Genomic DNA, 22,643 nt, shown 5'->3' with positions numbered 1-22,643 from the left:
GTCAAGCATCGCCACGCCCATCATCGGTTGGCCGTTCGGACTATCTGCCGCCAGCCGGTCTCGCCGCGCACCGCGAAACCGTCGACTTCCAATGCGGGCAACAAGGCGCGAACTCGGGAAACAGGCACTCCAGCGCTTTCCGCGACCTCCTCCGGGGCTCGGCCGGCCCGCGGAAGCAGCGCGTCGTAGACCCGCGACGCCTCCGGTCCGAGATTGTCCGTGGGCCGTCGGTTCGGCTCGGCCGAAGGAGCCGCGGTGCCGAACCGGCCCACGGTTTCGAGCACCTCGTCGACGGAGGTGACCAGCGTGGCCTTGCAGTCCCGGATCAAGGCGTGGCAACCGGCTGAACTGCCCGAATGCACTGATCCCGGCAACGCCATCACGACCTTGCCGAGCGCGCCCGCGATGGTGGCGGTGTTGCGTGCGCCGCTGCGGATCCCAGCCTCCACAACGACTGTGCCGTCCGTGAGACCTGCGATCAGGCGGTTGCGCACGAGGAATCGATGGCGTGCGGGCGGGGTCTTCGGTGCGTACTCGCTGACGATCGCCCCGCCCTCGGCGACGATGCGGTCCAGCAAGCCGCTGTTCCCTACCGGATAGGAATAGTCGACTGCGCAGCCAAGCAACGCGACCGTGACTCCACCGCCGCTCAGCGCGCCCCGGTGGGCGGCGGCGTCGATGCCCAGGGCCGCGCCCGAGAAGACCGGTACTTGACGGGTTGCCAATGCGTGGCCTATCTCGAGTGCGTTGTGCAGGCCGTATTCCGTGGCCATCCGAGCACCGACGACCGCCACCGCGCGGTCCGCGACTTCGGCCAGGCTCGCCTCGCCGCGCACCCAGAGTCCGAGCGGCGCGGCCACGTTCTTCACGCCGTTTCCGCTTGCTACCGCTAGCGACAGCAGCGGCCATGCGGGCCATTCGTGGTCTTCGGGAACCACGAGTCGCGCACCGACCTTCGCGGCTGCCTCGAGATCTTGTTCCGCGATCGTGGATTCCCTCCGCGCGGCCGTTTCGCGGAGAACCTTTTCGGGACAGTCCCCGGCCCGCACCCGCTCGGCTGCCGCGACCGGGCCGCGTACGCCGACGAACTCCAGCAGGTGCGGTGCCGGTGGTTCGGCGACGCCGAGCAGATACGCGCGGGCGAGCCGTTCGGAGTCGGTCGCCGCGGTCTGGTCCTCGACGGCGACGCTCATGCCGCACCTCTTCGGCCGCCGGGATTCTCGGAGCGGACGACGGCGAGGTGCCGGTGCAACGCCAACCGTTCTCGAACCCGGACCGGGTCGTGCTCGGGACGGACTTCCCGCCGCCGGACCGGATGCAGATGCCGGACGATCTTGTGCTGCGGCGTCTTCGGCCTGCGGTGCCGGGTGCGCCGGGACGAGGAGGGGGCGGCTTGGTCGGACATGGTGCTTTCCTTTCGCTGGAAGGTCCGGACGGGTTTGCCGGGCCGGGGTTGGGACATCTCGTCGGGATTGACGGGCCGGGATCGGGGTGGCTTCGGGGCGTTCGCCGCGGGCACGGCAGACGGGAGCCGCTGGAACGGTTCGCGAGGACAGTCCGCTAGGCACAGCTGAAGCAGGCACCAGAACCGCTTGCCCCGGTGGGGATATCCGCCGAGCCATGCTCAGCCGCCCGAATCCGGAGGCCATCCGCCGCGGCTGGCGAACAGAGCCGCGTTCGGCTAGACGGATTCGAGCGACATCACGCGTGCGGCTGGGGCTCGATCACCGGGCTCAGGCGAACAGGCGCCCACGGCGATGAACAGGTGTCCGCTGAGGCGAGCAGGTATCCGGGCAGGGCGGACCGGTCGCCTGGTTCAAGCGAGCCGATGCCGAACTGACCGGGCCTGCACGTTGGCAGCGCCTGAGAGCATCGATCGGCGTGCGCGGCCGAAGGTGTTGCCAATGGCTTCACTGTGATCCGGTTTGGGCAGGCCGTCCGCCGAGGGCTGGACGGGTCGGCGGGCGGCGTGGGTCAGCCGGTTTTGCGTTCTCGGAAGTCCAGGGCTGCGGTGACGTGGTCGGTGTCGGGTTGGGGAAGGGCGGCCAGGTCGGCCAAAGTCCAGGCGATGCGCAGGCATCTGTCGGCTCCTCGGGCGGTCAGCAAGCCTCGGTCAAGGGCTCGGTCCAGTACGGCGGTGGCGGGCGGCGGCAGGGCGAAATCCCGGCGCAGGACCGGGCCGGGGACTTCGGTGTTGGACTGCCAGCCGTGTTCGTGCCATCGGTGTTTGGCGCGGTCTCGGGCGGCCAGGACTCGCGCGCGGACGGCGGACGAAGGTTCGGGGGTGGTGGATTGGTGGGCGGAGATCGCGGTCAGCGGGCGCAGGCGGACGCGGAGGTCTACTCGGTCCAGGAGCGGGCCGGAAAGGCGGGAGAGGTAGCGGCGGCGGGTGGTTACTGAGCAGGTGCAGTCGGTCTCCCTGGGCGGGGCACAGGGGCAGGGGTTGGTGGCCAGGACTAGCTGGAACTGGGCGGGATATCGGACGACGCCTTTCGCGCGGGCGATGCGGACTTCGCCTTCTTCCAGGACGGTGCGGAGCGAGTCGAGGCGTTGGCTGCCGAATTCGCAGGCTTCGTCTAGAAAAAGCACGCCTCGGTGGGCGCGGCTGATGGCGCCGGGCGCGGCTAATCCGGTGCCGCCGCCGATGAGGGCGGGTGGGCTGATCGAGTGGTGCGGAGCGACGAAGGGCGGGACTGTCACCAGGGGCGACGACTTCGACAGGGAGCCGTCTACGGAGTGGATGGCGGTTACTTCCAGGGATTCCTCTGGAGACAGATCTGGCAGCAGACCGGGGAGGCGGCGGGCGAGCATGCTTTTGCCTACGCCGGGCGGGCCGGTGAGCAGGAGGTGGTGGCCGCCTGCCGCGGCGACTTCGAGGGCCCATCTGGCTTCCGGTTGGCCTACTACGTCGGCCAAATCGGGGACGGCGGCGGGGGCGGTCGCGGTGGGAGCGGCGGGCGGTTCCAGGTCTCCTTCGTCTTTGAGCCAGGCGATGAGTTCGGCCAGGCGGGTTACGCCGGAGACTTCCAGGCCGTCTACCAAGGCCGCTTCCACCAACGACTCGGTGGGCACGACCGCGCGTTCGTGGCCTGCGGCTTTGGCGGCCAGCAGGCCGGGGAGGACGCCGCGCACCGGGCGGATTCGGCCGTCCAGCGCCAGTTCTCCCAGCAGGATCGTGTGCAGGAGTTTGCGGGCGGGGACGGCGCCGATGGCGGCCAGGACGGCGGCGGCGATGCCCAGGTCGTAGCCGGAGCCCATTTTGGGCAGGTTGGCGGGCGACAGGGCCAGCGTGATTTTGCCGTCGGGCCAGGATTGGCCGGAGTTGCGGACAGCAGAACGGACACGGTCTTTCGCTTCGCGGAGGCCTGCGTCAGGCAAGCCGACCAGGGTGACTCGGCTCAGGCCGCCGCCCAAGTCGGCTTCGATTTCTACGACGCGGCCTTCGATGCCGAGCAACGCGACGGACCAGGTTTTGGCGTGGGGCATCAGAAAGCACTCACCAGATGCCGCACGACGGGCTCTTCGCCGTCGGGGGCGTAGACGGTCACGACGTCGTAGCGGATGCGGCACCAGCCGACCCGATGTTCCTTGAGCCAGCGCATGGCCGCCCGGTGGACGCGGTCGATCTTGTCCGGCGTGACCGACTCCGCCGGGGTGCCGTATTCAGTGCTGGAGCGGGTTTTGACCTCGCAGAAGATCACCCGGTCGCCTTCGGACAGGACCAGGTCCAGTTCGCCCTCGCGGCAATGCCAGTTCCGGCTGAGCAGGACCATGCCGGCGGCCTGCAGATGCCGGGCGGCGAGGTCCTCGCCCCAGCGGCCGAACGTCCGGCGCCAATGCGCGCCGGGGTGCGGGCCGTCGTTCATGGTGTCCCCCTCGGACAGCGTGAGCACCGTCGATCACGGTGCGTGTCCCGTCACGATCGCAACGTGACCGGAGCGTGCGCCAGAGGGATTCCGGGCGGCTGTGGATAACCCGGGGGTTGTGGATCAGCGCGAGGCAAAGAGGCGGAACCGAGGCGAATTGTCGGTGCGGTGTGCGGGGGGCAGAGAACGACGAAGGCCACCCGGACAGATGCCGGGTGGCCTCGTGGCGAAAACGTGCGGAGGTCAGCCCGAGAACGGGCCGTCCTCGGGGAGCCGCAGGTCGGGTTTGTCCAGTTCTTCGACGTTGACGTCCTTGAAGGTGATGACCCGGACGTGCTTGACGAACCGGGCGGGGCGGTACATGTCCCACACCCAGGCGTCCGACATGCGCACCTCGAAGTACACCTCGCCGCCGCCGTCGCGGACCTGGACGTCCACCGCGTTGGCCAGGTAGAACCGCCGCTCGGTCTCCACCACGTACGAGAACTGGCCCACTATGTCGCGGTACTCGCGGTACAGCGAGAGCTCCATCTCGGTCTCGTACTTCTCGAGATCCTCTGCGCTCATGAAATCCGCGCCCCTCCTCGCGTTCGTCCTGCTCCGGCGGCGGAGCGTTCATTCTTACCCACCGAGCGGCCCGGGGCACGGACCGGCCCGCCCGCTTTTTCCAGGGCATTCTCCAGTGCAGCGTAGGTGAGCACGACCGGATGCGGGGCAGTGACTCCGTGCGCGAGGGCGACGGTGGCCACATTCGTGTAGGACCAGCGGTGCACCGGGCTCGGGCCGTGTTCACTCAGCGCAGCCAGATGGTCCGACGTGCTGTAGCCCTTGTGCACGTCGAAGCCGTATACCGGCAACTCTTCGTGCAGGCCGGCCATGATCCGGTCCCTCGTCACCTTCGCCAGCACCGACGCCGCCGCGATGCTCGCGACGCTGCGGTCCCCCTTGATCACCGCGACATTCGGCGCGGGGATGCCGGGAACCGGGAACCCGTCGGTGAGGACGTATCCGGGATGGGTGCGCAGTCCGGCGACGGCTCGGCGCATGCCTTCCAGGTTCATCACCCGGATGCCGAGCAGGTCCACCTGCTCGGAGGGGATGACGATCACCGAGTAGTCGAGCGCGCGCTGCAGGACCCGGTCGTACACGCGGTCCCGGGCCTTCGCGGTGAGCATTTTCGAATCGGTCAGCTCGGGCAAGCGCGCGGCGTCGCCGGGACGGAGCACGCAGGAAGCCACCACGAGCGGGCCCGCGCAGGCTCCGGCACCGGCTTCGTCGACCCCGGCGACCGGGCCGAGGCCGCGTCGTTCGAGTGCGCCTTGCAGACCCCAGAACAACTCGCCGCGCACCACCGCACGAGGCGGGCGCAGCGGTTCTGCCGGAATGCGGGGAGAAGGGAGAGTCACCGAAACACCACCCGGGAGTCGCGGACGACGGAGCGCACCGCTTACCGTCTCCGGCCGGCCGCCTTGCGGAGGCCCGCCTTCAACCGGCGTCCGACGAAGAGCGTCGGCACCGCGGTGGCGAAACCGATGCCGAGCGGCAGCCCTTGCTGCCACGCGGGCGCGCCGAGCGCGACCGGCTGGGCGTTCTGCTGCGGATTGTGGTCCGAGATCCCGCCCCAGCGGCTCGGCGGCAGCACGATGACGCGCGCCTTGCCGATGACGTCGTCGACCGGCACCGCACCGTTGGGCCCGCCGCCGCCCTGATAGCGCGAGTCGGCGGAGTTGTTGCGGTTGTCGCCCATCACCCAGACCGCGCCCTGCGGGACCTTCACCGGCGCGAACGACTCCTGCACGCGGTGATTGGGGTCTTCCCAGTGGATGTACGGCTCGTCGAGGGCCTTGCCGTCGACGATCACCCGGTTGCGGTCGTCGCAGCACTGGACGGTCTGGCCGCCGGTGGCGATGACGCGCTTGACGAAGTCGCGCTCGTCCGGCGGCGCGAAGCCGACCAGCGAGCCGAGGCCGCGCAGCGCGCGGACGACGATGTTGCTCGACTCTTGCGGCGCGATCTCGTTCTCGGTCCACGCGGGCGGGCCCTTGAACACGATCACGTCCCCCGGGGAGGGTTCGGTGAAGTCGTAGGTGACGCGGTCGACCAGGATCCGGTCGCCGGTGCAGCCGGGGCAGCCGTGCAGCGTGGCCTCCATGGATCCCGACGGGATCATGTAGACCTTGGCGAGGAACGCCTGGATCAGGATCGTGAGCACCAGGGCGATCACGATCAGGATCGGCAGTTCCTTCCAGAACGACCGCTTTTTCGAGGACTTGCCTCGCCGGTGCGACCCCCGACGCCCGCCGGACCGTTCCTGGTCCTCCTCCGGGCGTTCGGGGCCGTCCTCATCGGCGTTCCGCGACACAGGTTCGACCACGTCGCCAGGCTACCGGTAACCGACTCGTCACTCAGGAGGCGGAGGTGGTCTCGCGGTTCTCGCGGCGCTCCTTGATCTTGGCCTTCTTGCCGCGCAGCTCGCGCAGGTAGTACAGCTTCGCCCGGCGGACGTCGCCGCGCTTGAAGACCTCGACCTCGGCCAGGTTCGGCGAGTGCACCGGGAAGGTGCGCTCGACGCCGACGCCGAACGAAACCTTGCGCACGGTGAAGGTCTCCCGGATGCCGCCGCCCTGACGGCGGATCACGACGCCCTGGAAGACCTGGTTGCGCTCGCGGTTGCCCTCGATGACGCGGACGTGCACCTTGAGCGTGTCGCCGGGGCGGAAGTCCGGGATGTCGGAACGCAGTGACTGCGCGTCCAGCGCGTCCAGGGTGTTCATCGGTGGTCCGTCCTCGTATTCGTGTGGCTTACGTACAGCTTGAGCGCGCAGTGAAGTTCACTGCGACTAGCCCGGGGCTGATGGCATTCACGGTTGGCGTCGCGGCCTAACAGCCGCTGCGAGCGTTGGTAAAGCACGACGCGTCACGCCAACTAATCCATTATGGCAGAGGCCCCGGAAGACCTCGCACGGGGCCTATCCGGGCTGGTCGTCCAGCCCTTCGAGGACCTCGCGGTCCCGCTTGTCCAGGCTGCCCTCGGGCAGCTGGGCCAGCAGATCCGGCCGCCGCCGGGCGGTGCGCCGCAGCGCCTGGTCGCGCCGCCAGCGGTCGATCAGCGCGTGGTTGCCCGAGCGCAGCACGTCCGGCACCGCCAGGTCGCGCCACACCTCCGGGCGCGTGTAGCTGGGGCCTTCGAGCAGGCCGTCGGAGAAGGAATCCTCGGCCGCCGACCGCGCGTTGCCGAGCACGCCCGGCAGCAGCCGGACCACGGCCTCGACGATCACCAGCACCGCGGCCTCTCCCCCGACCAGCACGTAGTCGCCGATCGAGACCTCGTCGACCGGCATCCGGCGGGCCGCGTCGTCCACGACCCGCTGGTCGATGCCCTCGTAGCGGCCGCAGGCGAACACCAGGTGCTTTTCCTCGGCGTAGGCGTGCGCCAGCTCCTGGGTGAACGGCTTGCCCGCCGGGGTCGGGACCACGAGCCGGGTCCCTTCGCCGCACACGTCGTCCAGCGCCGGGCCCCAGATCTGCGGCTTCATGACCATGCCGGGACCGCCGCCGTACGGCGCGTCGTCGACCGCGCGGTGCACGTCGTGGGTCCAGTCGCGCAGGTCGTGCACGCCGACCTCGATCAGGCCGCGGTCGATCGCCCGGCCCAGCAGCGCGGCGCGCAGCGGGTCCAGGTACTCGGGGAAAATGGTGACGACGTCGATGCGCAAGCGGTTACCAGTTCCAGTACTCGGTGGCCTCGGCGTGCCACGGGCTCGGGACGTCCTGGTCGATCGAGAAGGCCATGCCCAGCCCCTTCGCGATCTTGATGCTGCGGTGCAGGGTCTCGCGGATCGGCGACCCGGCGGGCAGGCCGTTGTCGTCCGACCAGGTTTCGGTCTGCGTGACGCAGGTGCGCGCCCCGAAACGGGCGCTGGAGCACGGAGCGGGCGCGCCCCAGGTCTGCAGGTGTTCGAAGCGGACGACCTTGCCCGAGCTCTGCTCGGTGATCGTGCCGCGCGCGACGAGCCGGTAGTCGGTGGACGGAACCGTCCAGCGCACGTAGTGCTGGCGTCCGCCGTCAGAAGGGATCGGCGTGCAGGTGGCGCCGGTGCACACGGACTCTTCGGTGACCCGTTCCGTGTAGTACGTGCCGTTGCCGTCCCAGCCGTCGATCAGGACCCAGTCGCCCGAGCGGACGAAGTGCTCGGCGGTCGCGGGCGGCCACGTGACCGGGTCGCCCCAGGTGATCTGCGATTCGGTGGCCGACTGCGGCGACCAGGCCCACTGGAACGCCTTCTCCCCCGGCGGGGCGTACTGGCCGGCGCTGCGCTGGAACATCAGCGAAAAGTCGCCGTACACCGGCGAAGCGGCCTGCGCGGGCGGCGCGGCGAAAGCGGTGGCCAGCACGGCCGCGAAGGCGGCCTTCGTCCAGAACTTCACGAACTCCCCCTCAGTCAGCGTCGAGGAGGCCTTCGGGCGGATCGAGCACGACCCGGCCCCCCGCGACATCCACCACCGGGACGATGGCGCGGACGAAAGGTACCAACACGGAGCGTCCGTCGTGATCGAGTTCGAGCAGTTCCCCGGCCGGCGAGTGAACGACCTCGACGACCTTGCCGACGACCGTCCCGTCGGTCAGTTCGGCGCGGAGACCGGCGAGTTCGTGGTCGTAGAACTCGTCCGGGTCGCCGGTGGGCGGCAGCGAATCGGTGTCCGCCAGCAGCAGGGCGCCGCGGAGGGTTTCCGCGACGTCGCGCGTGAGCACTTCCTCGAAACGCACCAGCAGCCGCCCGCTGTGTTCGCGGGCGGCTGCGATGGTGAGTTCTCTCGTGCTGCCGTCGCGCAGCTTCGTCGTGACGACCGCACCGATCGCGAACCGCTCCTGCGGCGAATCCGTGCGCACGTCGACCGCGAGCTCGCCGCGGATGCCGTGCGCCTTCGCGATACGGCCGACTACGACGTCCATACCTGACCGTTTCCGAGAATCCGGGTCAGCGATCGGTGTCGACGACGTCCACGCGGACGCCGCGGCCGCCGATGCCGCCCATCACGGTGCGCAGAGCGGTCGCGGTGCGCCCGCCCCGGCCGATCACCTTGCCGAGATCGTCGGGGTGGACGTGCACCTCGAGCGTGCGGCCACGACGCGTGGTCAGCAGCTCGACCCGGACCTCGTCCGGGTTGTCGACGATCCCGCGCACCAGGTGCTCGAGGGAGTCGGCGAGGAAGCTCACTCGGACTTCTCGCCCTCAGCGGCTTCTGCCTTCTCGGCCTCGGCCTTCTTCGGGGCCGACTTCTTCTTCGGCGTGACGGCCTCGGTGGAGGGCTCCTCGCCGGCCGCGGCCAGCGCCGCGTTGAACAGGTCCTGCTTGGACGGCTTCGGCTCGGCCACCTTCAGGGTGCCCTCGGCTCCCGGCAGGCCCTTGAACTTCTGCCAGTCGCCGGTGATCTCGAGGATGCGCTGGACCGGCTCGGTCGGCTGCGCGCCGACGCCCAGCCAGTACTGCGCCCGCTCGGTGTCGACCTCGATGAAGCTCGGCTCTTCCTTCGGGTGGTACTTGCCGATCGTCTCGATGGCCTTGCCGTCCCGGCGGGTGCGCGCGTCGGCGATGATGATGCGGTAGTACGGCGCACGGATCTTGCCGAGGCGCTGCAGCTTGATCTTGACGGCCACGGGTGTGGGTACTCCTCAGTGCTGTGTGGTGCAGGGCGCGCGCCGAACCCGTGGGGACAGGCTTGCGGCGCCCGGAGGTCAGGAGCTTCCACACGGCGAGAGGGTCCGGCGGAAGCGGGCAAGCAAACATTCTGCCAGATGCCGTCGTTGTCCCTGCGCAGGGGCTCCCGAGCGAGGCCCGGCGGGCGCTCAGAACGACGCGAGGCCGAGCGCCCCGAGCAGGATCGCGACCGCGGGCAGGAAGTTGTTGACCGCGTGCGCGACGATGCTGCCCGCCAGCCTCCCGGTGGACAGCCGGGCCAGCCCGATCGGGATGGAGATCACCAGCAGCAGCGTGGTGCGCAGCGGTTCCAGGTGGCTCGCCGCGAAGACCGCGGTGGACAGCAGGAACGCGGCGACCCGGCCCCAGCGCTCGCTGCGCCACTGCAGCCGTTCGACCGCGCCCCAGAGCAGGCCGCGGTAGATGATCTCCTCGCAGATCGGCCCGAGCAGCCAGAGGTAGCCGAACATCACCGCGGCGGCGGGCACGGACATCTTGCGGTCGTCGACCAGCGCGCTGATCGCCGACGTCGCGTCCGCCGTGCCGACCAGCTGGGTCCAGACGTAGGCGCTCAGCGACGTGAGCACGAGGCCGAGCAGGCCGAATTTGAGCCCGGTCCAGACGTCCGCCCAGCGCCATTCGAGCCGCAGGTCGAGCTTCGGTCCGTTGCCGCGCAGGACGGTGACCAGCACCGCGACACCGGCCGCGATCATGGTGGGCAGCATCGTGCCGAGCAGCACCGTGCCGATCGGCAGCGGCCTGCCCGCGGCGGTCGGCCCGGACAGCGCGCCGATGAACGCGGCCGACGCCAGCAGCACCGCCTCGACCAGCAGGAACGCCCCGAATCCCCAGCGATGTGGCGGGAACGCGGTCGGTTCGGCCACGAAGTCCTCCGGGGAGAGCGCGCGAGAAAGCGGTTCACGGGGCTGTGATGTGGTCACGCCCGCCTCCCCGTGCTCGCTCTGCTCACTGGTCGAGCCTAGCGGCCGGAATGGTTTCGCACAGTACTCGGACGGTCACCGGTTTCCCTCAATGTCCGGTGAAGAGAAGCACGGCGGGCGGCAGGTTGTTGGCCGCGTGCGCGAGGACGCTCGCCGAGGTCCGGCCGGAATAATGCCGCGCCAGCCCGAGGACGAGACCCTGGCCGAACAGCGCGATCGTGCGCGTGGTCTCGCCGTGCAGGAGGGCGAACACCAGCGACGTGAGCACGAGCACGACCCACGGCGGGATCCGGTAGTGCAGCAGGGCCTTCCACAGCGCCCCGCGCAGAAGCAGTTCCTCGGTGAGCGGGACGGCGACGACCAGCGCGAGCGCGGTCGCGATCAGCCAGACCGGGCTGTCGCCCGACACGTCGGGCAGGTCGGTGAGCGGGCTGTCGGACACTTCGTCGCCGCCGAAGACCGCGATTTCGGCGGCGTTGAGCACGAATCCGGCGACGAGCGCGAGCAGTCCGCAGGCGAGGCCGATGCGGAGGTCGCGGCCCCGGACGCGGAGCCCGAAGTCGCGTTCGAGGCCGGAGCCGTACCGCAGCGAAGCGATCGCCGGGCCGAGGCCGAGGACCAGGTTCGGCAGGAACGCCAGGAGCAGCAACGGTCCCGCGTACGCCTCGACCGGATCGTCGTCGCCGACGTGCCGGTTGAACGCGGACGCGGTGAGGAGGGTGACGAGGTAGTAGCCGGCTACTCCGGAAAAGAACGCGGCGAATGCCCAATGGGCGCCCAGAATTCGCTTTCCCCCACCGTCTTCGGCCACGGGTTCACGCTATGTGCCGGTGGTGTGGCGCATCGAGGCGGGGTCGCGGTTTCCTGCCCGCCGGGGAGTCCGCGAGGGTCAGCGGAAGACGGTGCCGCCCAAGACGATATGAGTCGGGTGGTGCAGGGCGGCGAGGTCGGTGCGCGGGTCGTCCGCGTAAACGATCAGGTCCGCCGGGGCACCGTGTTCGATGCCGGGGTGGCCCAGCCATTCGCGAGCTTCCCAGGAGGCGCTCGCGAGGGCCTGCGTACGCGACATGCCCGCGCGGTGGAGTGCTTCGATCTCGTCGGCGATACGGCCGTGCGCGACCATGCCGCCCGCGTCCGTGCCTGCGAAGACGCGTACGCCCGCTTCGACCGCCGAAGAGACCATGTCAGCCACACCGGCGTGCAGCGCGCGCATGTGAGCCGCGTACGTGGGGTACTTGCCTGCCTTGTCCGCGATGCCCGGGAAGTTCTCGATGTTGATGAGCGTGGGCACCAACGCGACGTCGCGGCGCGCGAGTTCGGCGAGTTGGTCCGGCGACAACGCGGTGCCGTGTTCGAGGCAGTCGATGCCCGCGTCGATCAAGCCCGGCAACGCAGCTTCGCCGAACACGTGCGCGGTGACGCGCGCGCCGAGACCGTGGGCGACGCGGATGGCTTCGGCCAGCACGTCGTCCGGCCACAGCGGGGCGAGGTCGCCTTGGCCGCGGTCGATCCAGTCGCCGACGAGCTTGACCCAGCCGTCGCCGTCGCGGGCCTGTTCGGCGACCGCCTCGGGCAGCAGCGCCGGATCGTCCAGTTCGATCGCGAACCCGGGGAGGTACCGCTTCGGCAGCGCCAGATGGCGTCCGCAGCGGATGATCGTGGGCAGGTCGGCGCGCGATTGCAGCGGCCGGACGTCGAGCGGCAGGCCGCAGTCGCGGATCAGCAGCGTGCCCGCGTCGCGGTCGGTCGCGGCCTGGTCCGCCGCCTCCTCCACCGTCAGCCCGCCGCTCGGGCCGAGACCCGGGTGGCAGTGCGCGTCGACGAGTCCCGGGACCACGAATCCGCCGGTCGACAGCGTCTCCGCGCCGGAAATCGGCTCGAAGGACAGCTTTCCGTCCTGGATCCAGAGGTCACGCGGTTCGCCGTCGGGCAGGACGGTGCCGGACAGGTGCAGCGGGCTCAATTGTTCTTCGGGTCCTTCGGCAGCTTGAACTTGGACGGGTCGAAGCCGGGCACGTCGTTCATGCCGCCGAGCTGGGACAGGTCCGGCATCCCGCCGGGCATCCCGCCGCCGGGGGGCAGCATCGGCATGCCGCCGGGCAGCCCGCCGCGCATCCTCGGCTGCGTGGGGCCCTTCTTGCCCTTCTTCCCCTTCTTGCCCTTGCGGTTCTTGCTCCCGCCGCCTCCGCCGAAGCCGAACCGGCCGGCCATCTGCGCCATCATCTTGCGCGCCTCGAAGAAGCGGTTGACCAGGTCGTTGACCTCGCGGACGGTCACGCCGGAGCCGTTCGCGATGCGCAGCCGGCGCGAGCCGTTGATGATCTTCGGGTCGGCGCGCTCGGCGGGCGTCATGCCGCGGATGATCGCCTGGAGCCGGTCCAGCTGCTTGTCGTCGACCGCGGCGAGCTGGTCTTTCATCTGGCCCGCGCCGGGCAGCATGCCGAGCAGGTTGCCGATCGGGCCCATCTTGCGCACGGCGAGCATCTGCTCGAGGAAGTCCTCCAGCGTGAGCTGCCCGCTGGTGAGCTTCTGCGCGGCCTGTTCGGCCTGCTCCTGGTCGAAGTGCTGTTCGGCCTGCTCGATCAGGGTCAGCACGTCGCCCATGCCCAGGATGCGCGAGGCCATCCGGTCCGGGTGGAACGTGTCGAAGTCCTCGAGCTTTTCGCCGTTGGACGCGAAGAGGATCGGCTGGCCGGTGACCTCGCGCACGGACAGCGCGGCGCCACCGCGGGCGTCGCCGTCGAGCTTCGTGAGCACCACGCCGGTGAAGCCGACGCCGTCGCGGAACGCCTCGGCCGTGGTGACCGCGTCCTGACCGATCATCGCGTCGACCACGAACAGGACTTCGTCCGGCTGCACGGCCTCACGAATGTCCGCGGCCTGCTTCATTAGCTCTTCGTCGACACCCAGGCGGCCCGCGGTGTCGACCACGACGATGTCGTACTGCGCGTGCTTGGCCTCTTCGATCGCGCGGCGGGCGACGTCGACCGGGTCGCCGACGCCGTTGCCCGGCTCCGGCGCGAAGGTGGTGACGCCCGCGCGCTCGCCGACGATCTGCAGCTGGTTGACCGCGTTCGGCCGCTGGAGGTCGCAGGCGACCAGCATCGGCGCGTGGCCCTGCTTCTTCAGCCACATCGCCAGCTTGCCCGCCAGCGTCGTCTTGCCCGCGCCCTGGAGACCGGCGAGCATGATCACCGACGGCGGGTTCTTCGCCAGGTTGAGCCGCCGCGTCTCGCCGCCGAGGATGCCGACGAGCTCCTCGTTGACGATCTTGACGACCTGCTGCGCCGGGTTCAGCGCCTGGGAGACCTCGGCGCCCTTCGCCCGGTCCTTGATCTTCGCGATGAACGCCTTGACCACTGGGAGCGCGACGTCCGCTTCCAGCAGCGCGATGCGGATCTCGCGCGCGGTGGCGTCGATGTCGGCGTCGGACAGCCGGCCCTTGCGCGAGAGCGACTGCAGGGCCGAGGTGAGCCGATCGGAGAGGGTGTCGAACACGGGGGTGCACGCTCCAGCTGGGTCGAAAGTTCGCGTGCCGGGCGGTGCTCGGCACCCCCGGCATCTTCCGAGGGTAGCCGCCCCGGCCACCCGGCCTTCACGGGTACGGGAAGGGTACTACGCACTCGATTACTAATTGTCTGAACGACAACTGGCCAGCTGAGCGAAAACCTGTCGACCGGCCGCGGCAATTAAGTAAACATAGGCGTATGACATCAGCTACTGTCCGGCGTCCGACGCTCGCCGAACCGGCAGGGGACGAGGAAGAACAGGTCCCGTTCCGCCGCATCGCGGGCCTCTTCCGGCCGCACCGGCGGGGGCTGGCCGGGCTGTGCGCGCTGCTGGTGGTGCAGGCCGGGCTGGGCGTCACCTCGCCGTTCCTGCTGCGCGAGATGCTGGACCACGCGCTGCCACACCGCGACGCCCTGCTGGTCAGCCTGCTGGCGGCGGGGATGATCGCGGCGGCGCTCGGGTCCGGGGCGCTGAGCGTGCGCACCACCGGGCTGTCCAACACCATCGGCCAGCGCGTGATGAACGAGCTGCGGGTCGCGGTGTACAGCCATCTGCAGCGGATGTCGCTGGGCTTTTACACCCGGACCAAGACCGGCGAGGTGCTGTCGCGGGTGTTCAACGACATCGGCGGCGTGGACAACGTCGTGACCGGGACCGCGGCGTCGATCGTGCAGAACGGCACCACGGCGCTCGCGATCGCGGTGGCGATCCTGGTCATGGACTGGCAGCTGGCGCTGTTGTCGCTGGTCGTCGTGCCGTTGTTCCTGCTCTTCACCCTGCGCCTCGGCGGCAAGCAGCGGAAGCTCGCGCGCGGCCGGACCCAGCGGATGGCGCGGCTGACCACGATCGTCGAGGAATCGCTGTCGGTCACCGGCGTGCTGCTGGCCAAGACGATGGGCAACGCGAAGCTGATGCGCGACCGGTTCGCCGAGGAATCGCGCGAGGTCGCGGCGCTGGAGCGCAGTGCCGCGCTGGCCGGACGGTGGCAGCGCGCGGCGCGGTCGATGAGCCTGACGATCATTCCCGCGCTGGTCTACTGGGCGGCCGGGCTGGAACTCGCCGGCGGGGCGGCGCCGATCTCGCTGGGCACCGTCGTCGCGTTCACCAGCATGTTGAACCGGCTGCTCGCTCCGGCGACGGCGATGCAGACGGTGGGCCAGAACGTCGCGTCGGCGAAGGCGTTGTTCGGGCGGATCTTCGAGGTGCTCGACCTGCCGGTGGAGATCGACGACCGGCCGGGCGCGCGTGAGCTGGTTCTCCGCGGCGGGGCGGTTTCGATGCGCGGGGTGTCGTTCCGCTACGCCGACGAGGGCCCGTGGACGTTGCGCGATATCGATCTCGACGTGCCTGCCGGGACGACGACGGCGCTGGTCGGGTCCACGGGTTCCGGGAAGACGACGCTCGCCTACCTGGTCGCGCGGTTGTACGAGGTGACCGAGGGAAAGGTGTGCGTGGACGGGACGGACGTCCGGGACGTCACGCTCGCGTCGCTGGCCGCCGGGGTCGGGCTGGTCTCGCAGGAGACGTACCTGTTCCACGCGTCGGTGCGGGAGAACCTGCGGTTCGCGAAACCGGACGCCACCGACGAGGAGCTGGAGAACGCCGCGAAGGCCGCGCACATCCACGACACGCTGGCCGCGCTGCCGGAGGGATACGACACGGTGGTCGGGGAACGCGGCTATCGGTTCTCCGGCGGCGAGAAGCAGCGGATGGCGATCGCGCGGATCCTGCTGCGCAATCCGCCGGTGCTGATCCTGGACGAGGCGACGAGTTCGCTGGACAACCGCACGGAACGCGCGGTGCAGGCGGAACTGGACCGGCTCGCCGCGGGCCGCACGACGATCGCGATCGCGCACCGGCTGTCCACTGTGGAGCACGCGGACCAGATCGCGGTGCTGGACGCGGGAAGGATCGTCGAGCGGGGAACGCATGCGGAACTGCTCGCCCTGAACGGCCGGTACGCCGCGCTGGTGCGGGGAGAAACCGCCTAATGTGGCGGCATGGAGACTGAACCCGGCGGGCACCGGGCCGAGGAGCTGGCGGCGCTGGCTCGGACGGTGCGCGAGGGCGTCGGACGGTTGAACTGGCGGATGCGTTCCGAGGCGGGCTCGCCCGCTCCGGGACCGGCCGTGCTCGCGGTGCTGTCGCGGCTGTACCGGGGCGGCACGCACACGCCGAGCGAACTGGCCGAGGCCGAGCGGATCCATCCGCAGTCGCTCACACGGATCCTGGCCTCGCTGGCCGAACGCGAATGGATCACGCGCACCCCGGATCCGGCGGATGGGCGGCGGTCGCTGATCGATCTCACCCCGACCGGGCTGCGGGAACTGCGCGAGTACTCGGTCGCGCGGGAGACCTGGCTGGCCGCGGCCCTCGAACGGACGCTCAGCCCCACCGAACAGGAGCTGCTGCGGCTCGCGGCCGGGCTGCTGACGCGGATCGCGGATTCCTGAACCTGGGAGTTCCGGGGCGGCCGCTCCCCACGGCCGTCCCCGGAACCGTGGCGGAAGAGCTCACCTCCCCAGGAGGCCTTCCGCCGCAGGCACGCGGAGCGGTTCCCCCTCGACCACCCGGCGTTGGGGAGAAGTCTGCCGTCCGGGCGCGGGCGCGCGGCAGCGTGAAGTCCCTCAATCGGGACTGAGTAGAACTACTCAAACGCGGGTGTCGGGTCCCGCGGAGTCGCTCGTGAACTCGAAGAGCGGTTCGGCGTCGGAGAGTTCCTCGGCGGAGCAGCTGACCGCGCAGGCGGCCGCTTGGAGGACTTCGGTGAGGACTTCTACTTCGGACGGCGAGACGGTGGCCAGTGCTGGGTTGCGGACGTCCATCCGGCCGGCGAGACCCGCCAGGGCGTGGGAGAGGGCGTGCTGTCCGGCTACCAGTTGGGTGACTACCTCGGAGAGTTCGCTGAGGGTGGCCGCGGAGCCGTCGCCTCGGAGGAGGGCGGAGAGTTCTTCGGCGCAGGTTCTCAGGTGTCCGGCGATCACGGTGGGGGGCAGGGAGAGTTCGGGGAGGTTCTCCTGACCTCGCATCGCGTTCACCTCGCCCCCTTGCTCGGACTTGCCATCCTGCCATCGGGAAGGGGGTCGGCGCTGTCGACACCCCGGATGGGTGAGCCCGGATGGCGGAATGGGGGCGGGTGTGGTGGGGGTTCGGCTCGTCGCCCTGGGGGCGACATTGCTATTGGGTGGTTGCGTGGGGCACCCCGAAGGTTGATTGTGCTGACGGTTCGGGGGTGCTTGTCAAGGCGGGAAAGATGCCTTGACAAGCACCCCCGAACCGCAGGGCGGCTTTGTATCGGGGTTGGGGGAGGGCTGGGTGCCCCGATATTTGGGTGCAGCGGCGGCGGTTTTTGCGCGGCTTTGGTGCGTGGTTGCTTTGAGCGGGGCGGCGGGCGGGTCGCGGGGAGCGCCCCAATGTGGCATTGGGTGCATGTGATGCACCCAATGTGGCGTTCGGTGCGTGGGACGCACCCAATGCCACATTGGGGCGCATCCCCGGCGGCGGGGCGGGGGAGGCGCGGGGCGTGGGTCGTGAGGGGAACCCTGAGGGACTCAGAGTCCGTGAGGGGAACCCTCACGGACCTCGGCCGGTGTGGGGGTCAGGAGAGTGCGGCCAGGACTGCGTCTGTGATGGTGGTTCGCCATTGCGGGGTGACGTGGCCGGACCTTGGCGAGAGCGCGAAGGAGTCCACTACGGCGGCGCCCAGGGTCGCGGCTTTTGCCCAGTGGACGTCGGCTTCCGCGCGGCGCAGGGCGCTCGCTACGCGGAAGAGCAGGCCGATCCGGTCGGCGGCGCGCAGTTCCAGCACGACGGCGTCCGGGCCGCTTGTTTCGTCGTCGAACCAGCGGACTACTGGCTTGACCACGGCGGGCGACGAGGTGGCGTAATCTCGCTCCTTCGCGGCCAAACGTTGGGTGAGCGGCATCGTTCCGGCGACTGCGCGGGCGAACTGTTCGCGCAGCAAGGCAGGGTCCGGGAGCGAGCCGAACTTCGGTGACGCGGTGAATACGCCTGCTCGGCCGCGGCCGGAGTGTTCGCGCAGGACTGCGGAGTGGACCTCCAGGGAATTCAGTGCCAGTACTCCGGCTGCGGGGGCCAGCAGCTCGCGGTCTGCGGGAACCGCCAGCAGTACCGTGACGACCTTGCCGTGTGCGGAGATCCGGATTTGGCCGAGGCCGGTGCGGGCGGCTTCGGCGACCAATTCGCGTTGGTCGTCGTCCAGTGGCTCGGGGGGCGTGAAACCCTTGCCGTGCACGGCTTCCTCGCAGCCGCTGACCAGTTCGGCCAGCAGGCGGTCCTTCCAGTCGGTCCAGACGCCGGGGCCGGTCGCCAGCGAATCGGCGCGGGTGAGGGCGTGCAGGAGTTCCAGGAGGACTACGTCGCGGTCCAGGGTTTTCACCACGCGCGAGATGGTCGCGGGGTCGCCGATGTCGCGTCTGGTCGCGGTGTGCGGGAGCAGCAGGTGGTGGCGGACCATGGCGGAGACCGTCGCGACGTCCGCGGGCGGCAGGCCCAGGCGTTGCGCTACCGAGGCGGAGATCTTCGCGCCCAGTTCGGAGTGGTCGGCTTCGCGGCCCTTGCCGATGTCGTGCAGCAGTGCGCCGATCAGCAGCAGGTCCGGACGCGACACGGTGGTGGTCAGTTTCGCTGCTTCGACACACGCTTGGACGAGGTGCCGGTCGACGGTCCACTGGTGTACTGGCGACCGCGGTGGCAGGTCGCGTACCGCGCCCCATTCCGGGAACAGCCTGGCCCACAGGCCGGTGCGGTCGAGGGCTTCTACCGCGTCGACGAGGCCCTCCCCTGCGCCCAGCAACTCGACGAGGGCGTTGCGGGCGTCGTCTGGCCAGGGTTCGCGCAGTTCGGGGGCGGATTCGGCGAGAGTGCGCAGAGTGCCTGGCGAGATGGGCTTTCTGGTACGGGCGGAGGCGGCTGCGGCGCGAAGCAGGAGCGCGGGGTCGCGGGCCGGGAGGGCGTCTCGGGCTAGTGCGACCTCGTCGCCGTGCAGCACGACGCCTTCGGCCAACGGGCGTCGCACTGGGCGTCGGCCGAAGAGTGGACGGGGTTGCTCCACTGTGGACCGAAGGGCGACATCGACGGCGTACGCGATGGTGCGGCCTGCGCCGGAAAGCTTGCGGGCCAAGGCGAATCGGTCGCCCAGTTCCAGCTCGTGCGCTACGACGTCGGCGTCCGCGGCGTTGAGGATGTCTCGTTCACGACGGGCTTCGCGGCGCAGTTCGGTCCGGACGTCCAGCAGGAGTTGCTTGGCGGCCAACAGCTCTTCGCCCGGTCGTGCGGTGAGCTGTCCGGCGGCGAGGGCCTCCAGGACGGCGAAATCGCGAAGGCCTCCTCGACCGTGTTTGAGGTCCGGCTCGGCGGATTGGGCGATCTCGCCGCTGCGCCGCCATCGGGTGTGGACGGATTCGGCCAGCTCCGGCAGGCGTTTGCGGGCCGTGCGCCGCCATTGGTCGCGGGCCGCGGACGCGAGGCGTTCGGTGAGGGCCGGGTCGCCGGCCAGGTGCCGGGCGTCGAGGAGACCGAGCGCGGTGCGCAGGTCTTCCGCGGCGACTTTCAGCGCCTCGCCGGGCGTGCGGACCGAATGGTCGAGGCCGACCCGCGCGTCCCACAGCGGGTACCACAGCGCGTCGGCGATCTTCCCGATCTTGCTGTTTCGGTTGTGCAGCAAGACCAAGTCGAGATCGGAGTACGGCACCAGCTCACGCCGTCCCAACCCCCCTACGGCGACCAGCGCGACACCTGGGTCCGCGGTGTCGACGCCGGCCGCCGTCGCTCCCTTCCCGAGCCAGAACTCGTACAGATCGACCAGGGACGTCCGCAGTGCGGGCGCTCCGTGCCGTCCTTCGAGCAGCAGCGCAGTGGCTCGGGCGAGTTCTCCCCCGTCTGTCATCGGCTACAGCGCGTCCGTGCCGCGTTCGCCGGTGCGGACCCGGATCACCGTCTCCACCGGCGTCACCCAGACCTTTCCGTCGCCGATCTTCCCGGTGTGCGCGGCGCTGGTGACGGCGTCGAGGACCTTCTCGACCACGACGTCGTCCACCACGACCTCGATCTTCAGCTTGGCCACGAAATCCACCGAGTACTCGGCCCCCCGGTAGACCTCGGTGTGGCCCTTCTGCCTGCCGTAGCCCTGGACCTCGCTCACCGTCATCCCGAGCACGCCCAGCTGCTCCAGCGAGGAGCGGACGTCGTCGAGCGTGAACGGCTTGACGATCGCGGTGATGAGCTTCATGCCTTGGTCTCCTCGAGTTTCGTGACGGGCTTGACCGGGAACGTCGCCGAGTGGCCGAGGCCGCCCATGCCGGTGAAGTCGTAGGCGCTCTCCGCGTGCTGGCCCTCGTCGATGCCGCCGACCTCGTGTTCGGTGCTGACGCGGAACCCGCCGGCCTTCTTGATCGCGAAGCCGATGATCAACGTCATGACGAACGAGTAGCCCAATACCGCCAGCGCGGCAACCACCTGGATGCCCAGCTGCTTGAAACCGCCGCCGTAGAACAGGCCGTCCGCGCCGGCCGAGTTGACGCTCTTGGTGGCGAAGAGGCCGATCAGCACGGTGCCGACGAGACCGCCGACGAGGTGCACGCCGACGACGTCGAGGGAGTCGTCGAAGCCGAAGCGGAACTTCAGCGAGATGGCCAGCGCGCACAGCACCCCGGCGATCACGCCGATCGCGATCGAACCGAGCGGGCTCACGAAACCGCAGGCGGGGGTGATCGCGACCAGCCCGGCCACCGCGCCGGATGCCGCGCCGAGCGTGGTGGGCTTGCCGAACTTCAGCTGTTCCACGAGCAGCCAGCCGAGCACCGCGGCCGCGGTCGCGACGGTGGTGTTGGTGAACGCGACGCCCGCGAGGTCGTTCGCGCCCAGCGCGGACCCGGCGTTGAAGCCGTACCAGCCGAACCACAGCAGCGACGCGCCGAGCAGGACGAACGGGACGTTGTGCGGACGGCCGGTGTCCTTCGGCCAGCCCTTGCGCTTGCCGAGCACCAGCGCCAGCGCGAGACCCGCGGCGCCCGCGTTGATATGCACCGCCGTGCCGCCCGCGAAGTCGAGCGCCTTGAGCTGGTTGGCGATCCAGCCGCCCACCGAATCCTTGCCGGTGAATCCGTCGAACGAGAACACCCAGTGCGCGACCGGGAAATACACGACAATCACCCAGATCGCCACGAAAAGCGTCCAGCCCCAGAACTTCGCGCGATCCGCGATCGCTCCGGAAATGAGCGCCGGGGTGATGATCGCGAACATCAGCTGGAACATGCAGAACGCGAGCAGCGGCAACGCGTCCGGGCCCGGCCACGGAACGGCGGGCGGGCCGGCGCTGGCGAGGCCGACGAGTTTGCCGAACGCGTCCGACAGGCCGGCGTAGTCGAAGTTCCCGACCAGGCCGCCGAAAGCGTCGTCGCCGAAGGACAGCGAGAACCCGAAGAGGACCCACAGCACCCCGACTATCGCGAGCGCGATGAAGTTCATCATCAACATGTTCAAAACGCTCTTCGCGCGGACCATGCCGCCGTAGAAGAACGCGAGGCCCGGGGTCATGAGCATGACCAGCGCGGCGCTGATCAGCACCCAGGCGGTGTCTCCGGCGTTCAGCACAATCGTCCTCCCGTGCCGTGGGCAACTGCAGAGGAAGTGTTGGCCGCCGGTGTTTCGCCAGGCTTCGGTTCACGTTTCCCTCGCGTGAACTCCGGTGCGGTGGTTGTTACGGGGACGTTTCCGGGAACCCGGGGCGAAATGTCCGGTCCGGCAACCTCGTGGTCGAATAGCGTCATGTCTTTGCCTGATCGGGTGATTGATGCACTGCGTTGTTCGGTGTGCGCGGAGCCGGTCTCGCTGACCGGCCGGACGCTGCGCTGCGAGCGGCGGCATGCGTTCGATCTGGCCCGGCAGGGTTACGTCAATCTCCTGCACGCGCGCATCCCGGCGGGGACGGCCGACACCGCGCCGATGGTGGACGCGCGGGCGGCGTTCTTGTCCTCTGGTGCGTACGCGCCACTGGCCGACGCCGTCGCGAAGGCGGGTTCTGCTCCTGGCTTGATCATCGACGCCGGGGCTGGGCCGGGCTATTACCTCTCGCGGGTACTGGACAACGCGCCCGACGCCGTCGGGCTCGCGCTGGACGTCTCGGCGATCGCGTTGCGGCGGGCCGCGCGGGCGCATGCGCGGCTGGGTGCGGCGGTGTGGAACCTGTGGGAACCGTGGCCGGTGGGCGACGGGGTGGCTTCGGTGGTGTTGGACGTGTTCTCGCCGCGGAACGCCCCGGAGTTCCACCGGGTGCTCGCGCCGGGCGGGAAACTGGTGGTGGCGTCGCCGCTGCCGGGCCATCTCGCGGAACTGGGCGACCTGGTGCTCGCGGTGGACTCGCGGAAGGAAGAACGGTTAGAGGCCGCGCTGGGCGGGCTGTTTGTGCGGGAGTCCGGGGTGGAGGTGGTCCGGACTCAGGAGTTCAGCGCGGCACAGGTGCGGGACGTGGTCGCAATGGGGCCCGCGGGGTTCCATCTGGACCGGGACGGACGGCGGGAGCGGCTGGAGGCTGCGGAGGGACGGGACGTGACGCTGGCGGTTTCGGTGAGTGTGTGGCGGAAGCGCGACGACGTGCGGTGAGGAGA

24 protein-coding genes are annotated in these 22,643 nt (G+C 69.8%); 3 read left to right on the top strand and 21 right to left on the bottom strand.

Going from position 1 to position 22,643, the window contains the following annotated elements:
• Positions 1-20: 20 nt before the first annotated feature.
• From dprA to ffh, 17 genes are all read right to left on the bottom strand, one after another.
• On the bottom strand, positions 21-1,193 hold the full coding sequence (dprA, locus tag CU254_RS08025; protein WP_009074486.1) for a DNA-processing protein DprA: 1,173 nt from the start codon (positions 1,191-1,193) through the stop codon (positions 21-23).
• Positions 1,190-1,405, bottom strand: coding sequence for a hypothetical protein (locus CU254_RS08020; protein WP_009074484.1), 216 nt, complete (start codon positions 1,403-1,405; stop codon positions 1,190-1,192). Before CU254_RS08020 ends, dprA begins: the two co-directional genes overlap by 4 nt.
• Before the next feature lie 569 nt (positions 1,406-1,974).
• A complete protein-coding gene (locus CU254_RS08015; protein WP_009074482.1) occupies positions 1,975-3,486 on the bottom strand; it encodes a YifB family Mg chelatase-like AAA ATPase in 1,512 nt (503 codons plus the stop codon).
• The gene (locus CU254_RS08010; protein ID WP_009074481.1) at positions 3,486-3,866 is read right to left on the bottom strand and encodes a YraN family protein; all 381 of its coding nucleotides are present in this window, start codon (positions 3,864-3,866) and stop codon (positions 3,486-3,488) included. The genes CU254_RS08015 and CU254_RS08010 overlap by 1 nt, the downstream gene beginning before the upstream one ends.
• 243 nt (positions 3,867-4,109) lie before the next feature.
• Positions 4,110-4,433 carry a DUF2469 domain-containing protein gene (locus tag CU254_RS08005; protein ID WP_003096226.1) on the bottom strand — a complete coding sequence of 108 codons (324 nt, stop codon included), beginning with the start codon at positions 4,431-4,433 and terminating at the stop codon, positions 4,110-4,112.
• Entirely contained in the window at positions 4,430-5,218 is a 789-nt protein-coding gene (locus CU254_RS08000) for a ribonuclease HII (RefSeq protein WP_050788132.1), read from the bottom strand. Before CU254_RS08000 ends, CU254_RS08005 begins: the two co-directional genes overlap by 4 nt.
• A 95-nt stretch (positions 5,219-5,313) precedes the next feature.
• Positions 5,314-6,240, bottom strand: coding sequence for a signal peptidase I (gene lepB / locus CU254_RS07995; protein WP_037712939.1), 927 nt, complete (start codon positions 6,238-6,240; stop codon positions 5,314-5,316).
• Positions 6,241-6,271: 31 nt separating this feature from the next.
• Entirely contained in the window at positions 6,272-6,640 is a 369-nt protein-coding gene (rplS, locus tag CU254_RS07990) for a 50S ribosomal protein L19 (RefSeq protein ID WP_009074470.1), read from the bottom strand.
• Positions 6,641-6,835: 195 nt separating this feature from the next.
• Entirely contained in the window at positions 6,836-7,582 is a 747-nt protein-coding gene (gene trmD / locus CU254_RS07985; protein WP_009074468.1) for a tRNA (guanosine(37)-N1)-methyltransferase TrmD, read from the bottom strand.
• Between the two features lie 4 nt (positions 7,583-7,586).
• Positions 7,587-8,294: a hypothetical protein gene (locus tag CU254_RS07980; RefSeq protein WP_037712937.1), complete on the bottom strand. Its 708-nt coding sequence runs from the start codon at positions 8,292-8,294 to the stop codon at positions 7,587-7,589.
• A gap of 10 nt (positions 8,295-8,304) precedes the next feature.
• Entirely contained in the window at positions 8,305-8,820 is a 516-nt protein-coding gene (gene rimM, locus CU254_RS07975; RefSeq protein ID WP_009074464.1) for a ribosome maturation factor RimM, read from the bottom strand.
• A gap of 25 nt (positions 8,821-8,845) precedes the next feature.
• The gene (locus tag CU254_RS07970; protein ID WP_003103110.1) at positions 8,846-9,085 is read right to left on the bottom strand and encodes an RNA-binding protein; all 240 of its coding nucleotides are present in this window, start codon (positions 9,083-9,085) and stop codon (positions 8,846-8,848) included.
• Positions 9,082-9,525, bottom strand: coding sequence for a 30S ribosomal protein S16 (rpsP, locus tag CU254_RS07965; protein ID WP_009074451.1), 444 nt, complete (start codon positions 9,523-9,525; stop codon positions 9,082-9,084). The genes CU254_RS07970 and rpsP overlap by 4 nt, the downstream gene beginning before the upstream one ends.
• A 189-nt stretch (positions 9,526-9,714) precedes the next feature.
• Complete coding sequence (locus CU254_RS07960) at positions 9,715-10,506, bottom strand: CPBP family intramembrane glutamic endopeptidase (RefSeq protein WP_037712931.1); 792 nt, start codon at positions 10,504-10,506, stop codon at positions 9,715-9,717.
• Between the two features lie 88 nt (positions 10,507-10,594).
• Complete coding sequence (locus CU254_RS07955; protein WP_009074446.1) at positions 10,595-11,317, bottom strand: CPBP family intramembrane glutamic endopeptidase; 723 nt, start codon at positions 11,315-11,317, stop codon at positions 10,595-10,597.
• 78 nt (positions 11,318-11,395) lie between these two features.
• Positions 11,396-12,469, bottom strand: a complete 1,074-nt coding sequence (locus CU254_RS07950) for an amidohydrolase family protein (protein WP_009074444.1) — start codon at positions 12,467-12,469, stop codon at positions 11,396-11,398.
• Positions 12,466-14,004, bottom strand: coding sequence for a signal recognition particle protein (gene ffh / locus CU254_RS07945; protein WP_009074441.1), 1,539 nt, complete (start codon positions 14,002-14,004; stop codon positions 12,466-12,468). The genes CU254_RS07950 and ffh overlap by 4 nt, the downstream gene beginning before the upstream one ends.
• 209 nt (positions 14,005-14,213) lie before the next feature.
• Here ffh and CU254_RS07940 point away from each other — a divergent pair, with 209 nt between their 5' ends.
• Both CU254_RS07940 and CU254_RS07935 read left to right on the top strand, forming a co-directional pair.
• Positions 14,214-16,007 carry an ABC transporter ATP-binding protein gene (locus CU254_RS07940; RefSeq protein ID WP_037712929.1) on the top strand — a complete coding sequence of 598 codons (1,794 nt, stop codon included), beginning with the start codon at positions 14,214-14,216 and terminating at the stop codon, positions 16,005-16,007.
• A gap of 9 nt (positions 16,008-16,016) precedes the next feature.
• On the top strand, positions 16,017-16,469 hold the full coding sequence (locus CU254_RS07935; protein WP_009074437.1) for a MarR family winged helix-turn-helix transcriptional regulator: 453 nt from the start codon (positions 16,017-16,019) through the stop codon (positions 16,467-16,469).
• Positions 16,470-16,667: 198 nt separating this feature from the next.
• On the opposite strand, the gene CU254_RS07930 is transcribed toward CU254_RS07935, so the two are convergent.
• The 4 genes from CU254_RS07930 to CU254_RS07910 all read right to left on the bottom strand — a co-directional run bounded on the left by CU254_RS07930 (position 16,668) and on the right by CU254_RS07910 (position 21,630).
• Positions 16,668-17,045: a hypothetical protein gene (locus CU254_RS07930; protein WP_037716763.1), complete on the bottom strand. Its 378-nt coding sequence runs from the start codon at positions 17,043-17,045 to the stop codon at positions 16,668-16,670.
• A 569-nt stretch (positions 17,046-17,614) separates the two neighbouring features.
• Complete coding sequence (locus CU254_RS07920) at positions 17,615-19,924, bottom strand: [protein-PII] uridylyltransferase (RefSeq protein WP_009074433.1); 2,310 nt, start codon at positions 19,922-19,924, stop codon at positions 17,615-17,617.
• Between the two features lie 3 nt (positions 19,925-19,927).
• A complete protein-coding gene (locus CU254_RS07915) occupies positions 19,928-20,266 on the bottom strand; it encodes a P-II family nitrogen regulator (protein ID WP_009074431.1) in 339 nt (112 codons plus the stop codon).
• Complete coding sequence (locus tag CU254_RS07910) at positions 20,263-21,630, bottom strand: ammonium transporter (RefSeq protein WP_050788131.1); 1,368 nt, start codon at positions 21,628-21,630, stop codon at positions 20,263-20,265. Before CU254_RS07910 ends, CU254_RS07915 begins: the two co-directional genes overlap by 4 nt.
• Before the next feature lie 174 nt (positions 21,631-21,804).
• Between CU254_RS07910 and CU254_RS07905 the strand changes: the two genes are divergently transcribed.
• Positions 21,805-22,638, top strand: a complete 834-nt coding sequence (locus CU254_RS07905) for a putative RNA methyltransferase (protein WP_009074427.1) — start codon at positions 21,805-21,807, stop codon at positions 22,636-22,638.
• Positions 22,639-22,643: the final 5 nt, after the last annotated feature.

The organism is Amycolatopsis sp. AA4, assembly GCF_002796545.1.
Classification (GTDB): Bacteria; Actinomycetota; Actinomycetes; order Mycobacteriales; family Pseudonocardiaceae; genus Amycolatopsis.
This window is presented reverse-complemented; position numbering and strand designations above follow the sequence as displayed.

Excerpts from the sequence above, each read along its gene's own strand:
- dprA (WP_009074486.1), bottom strand. The coding sequence starts at position 1,193 with ATGAGCGTCGCCGTCGAGGACCAGACCGCGGCGACCGACTCCGAACGG.
- CU254_RS08020 (WP_009074484.1), bottom strand. The coding sequence starts at position 1,405 with ATGTCCGACCAAGCCGCCCCCTCCTCGTCCCGGCGCACCCGGCACCGC.
- CU254_RS08015 (WP_009074482.1), bottom strand. The coding sequence starts at position 3,486 with ATGCCCCACGCCAAAACCTGGTCCGTCGCGTTGCTCGGCATCGAAGGC.
- CU254_RS08010 (WP_009074481.1), bottom strand. The coding sequence starts at position 3,866 with ATGAACGACGGCCCGCACCCCGGCGCGCATTGGCGCCGGACGTTCGGC.
- CU254_RS08005 (WP_003096226.1), bottom strand. The coding sequence starts at position 4,433 with ATGAGCGCAGAGGATCTCGAGAAGTACGAGACCGAGATGGAGCTCTCG.
- rplS (WP_009074470.1), bottom strand. The coding sequence starts at position 6,640 with ATGAACACCCTGGACGCGCTGGACGCGCAGTCACTGCGTTCCGACATC.
- rimM (WP_009074464.1), bottom strand. The coding sequence starts at position 8,820 with ATGGACGTCGTAGTCGGCCGTATCGCGAAGGCGCACGGCATCCGCGGC.
- CU254_RS07940 (WP_037712929.1), top strand. The coding sequence starts at position 14,214 with ATGACATCAGCTACTGTCCGGCGTCCGACGCTCGCCGAACCGGCAGGG.
- CU254_RS07935 (WP_009074437.1), top strand. The coding sequence starts at position 16,017 with ATGGAGACTGAACCCGGCGGGCACCGGGCCGAGGAGCTGGCGGCGCTG.
- CU254_RS07930 (WP_037716763.1), bottom strand. The coding sequence starts at position 17,045 with ATGCGAGGTCAGGAGAACCTCCCCGAACTCTCCCTGCCCCCCACCGTG.
- CU254_RS07920 (WP_009074433.1), bottom strand. The coding sequence starts at position 19,924 with ATGACAGACGGGGGAGAACTCGCCCGAGCCACTGCGCTGCTGCTCGAA.
- CU254_RS07915 (WP_009074431.1), bottom strand. The coding sequence starts at position 20,266 with ATGAAGCTCATCACCGCGATCGTCAAGCCGTTCACGCTCGACGACGTC.
- CU254_RS07905 (WP_009074427.1), top strand. The coding sequence starts at position 21,805 with ATGTCTTTGCCTGATCGGGTGATTGATGCACTGCGTTGTTCGGTGTGC.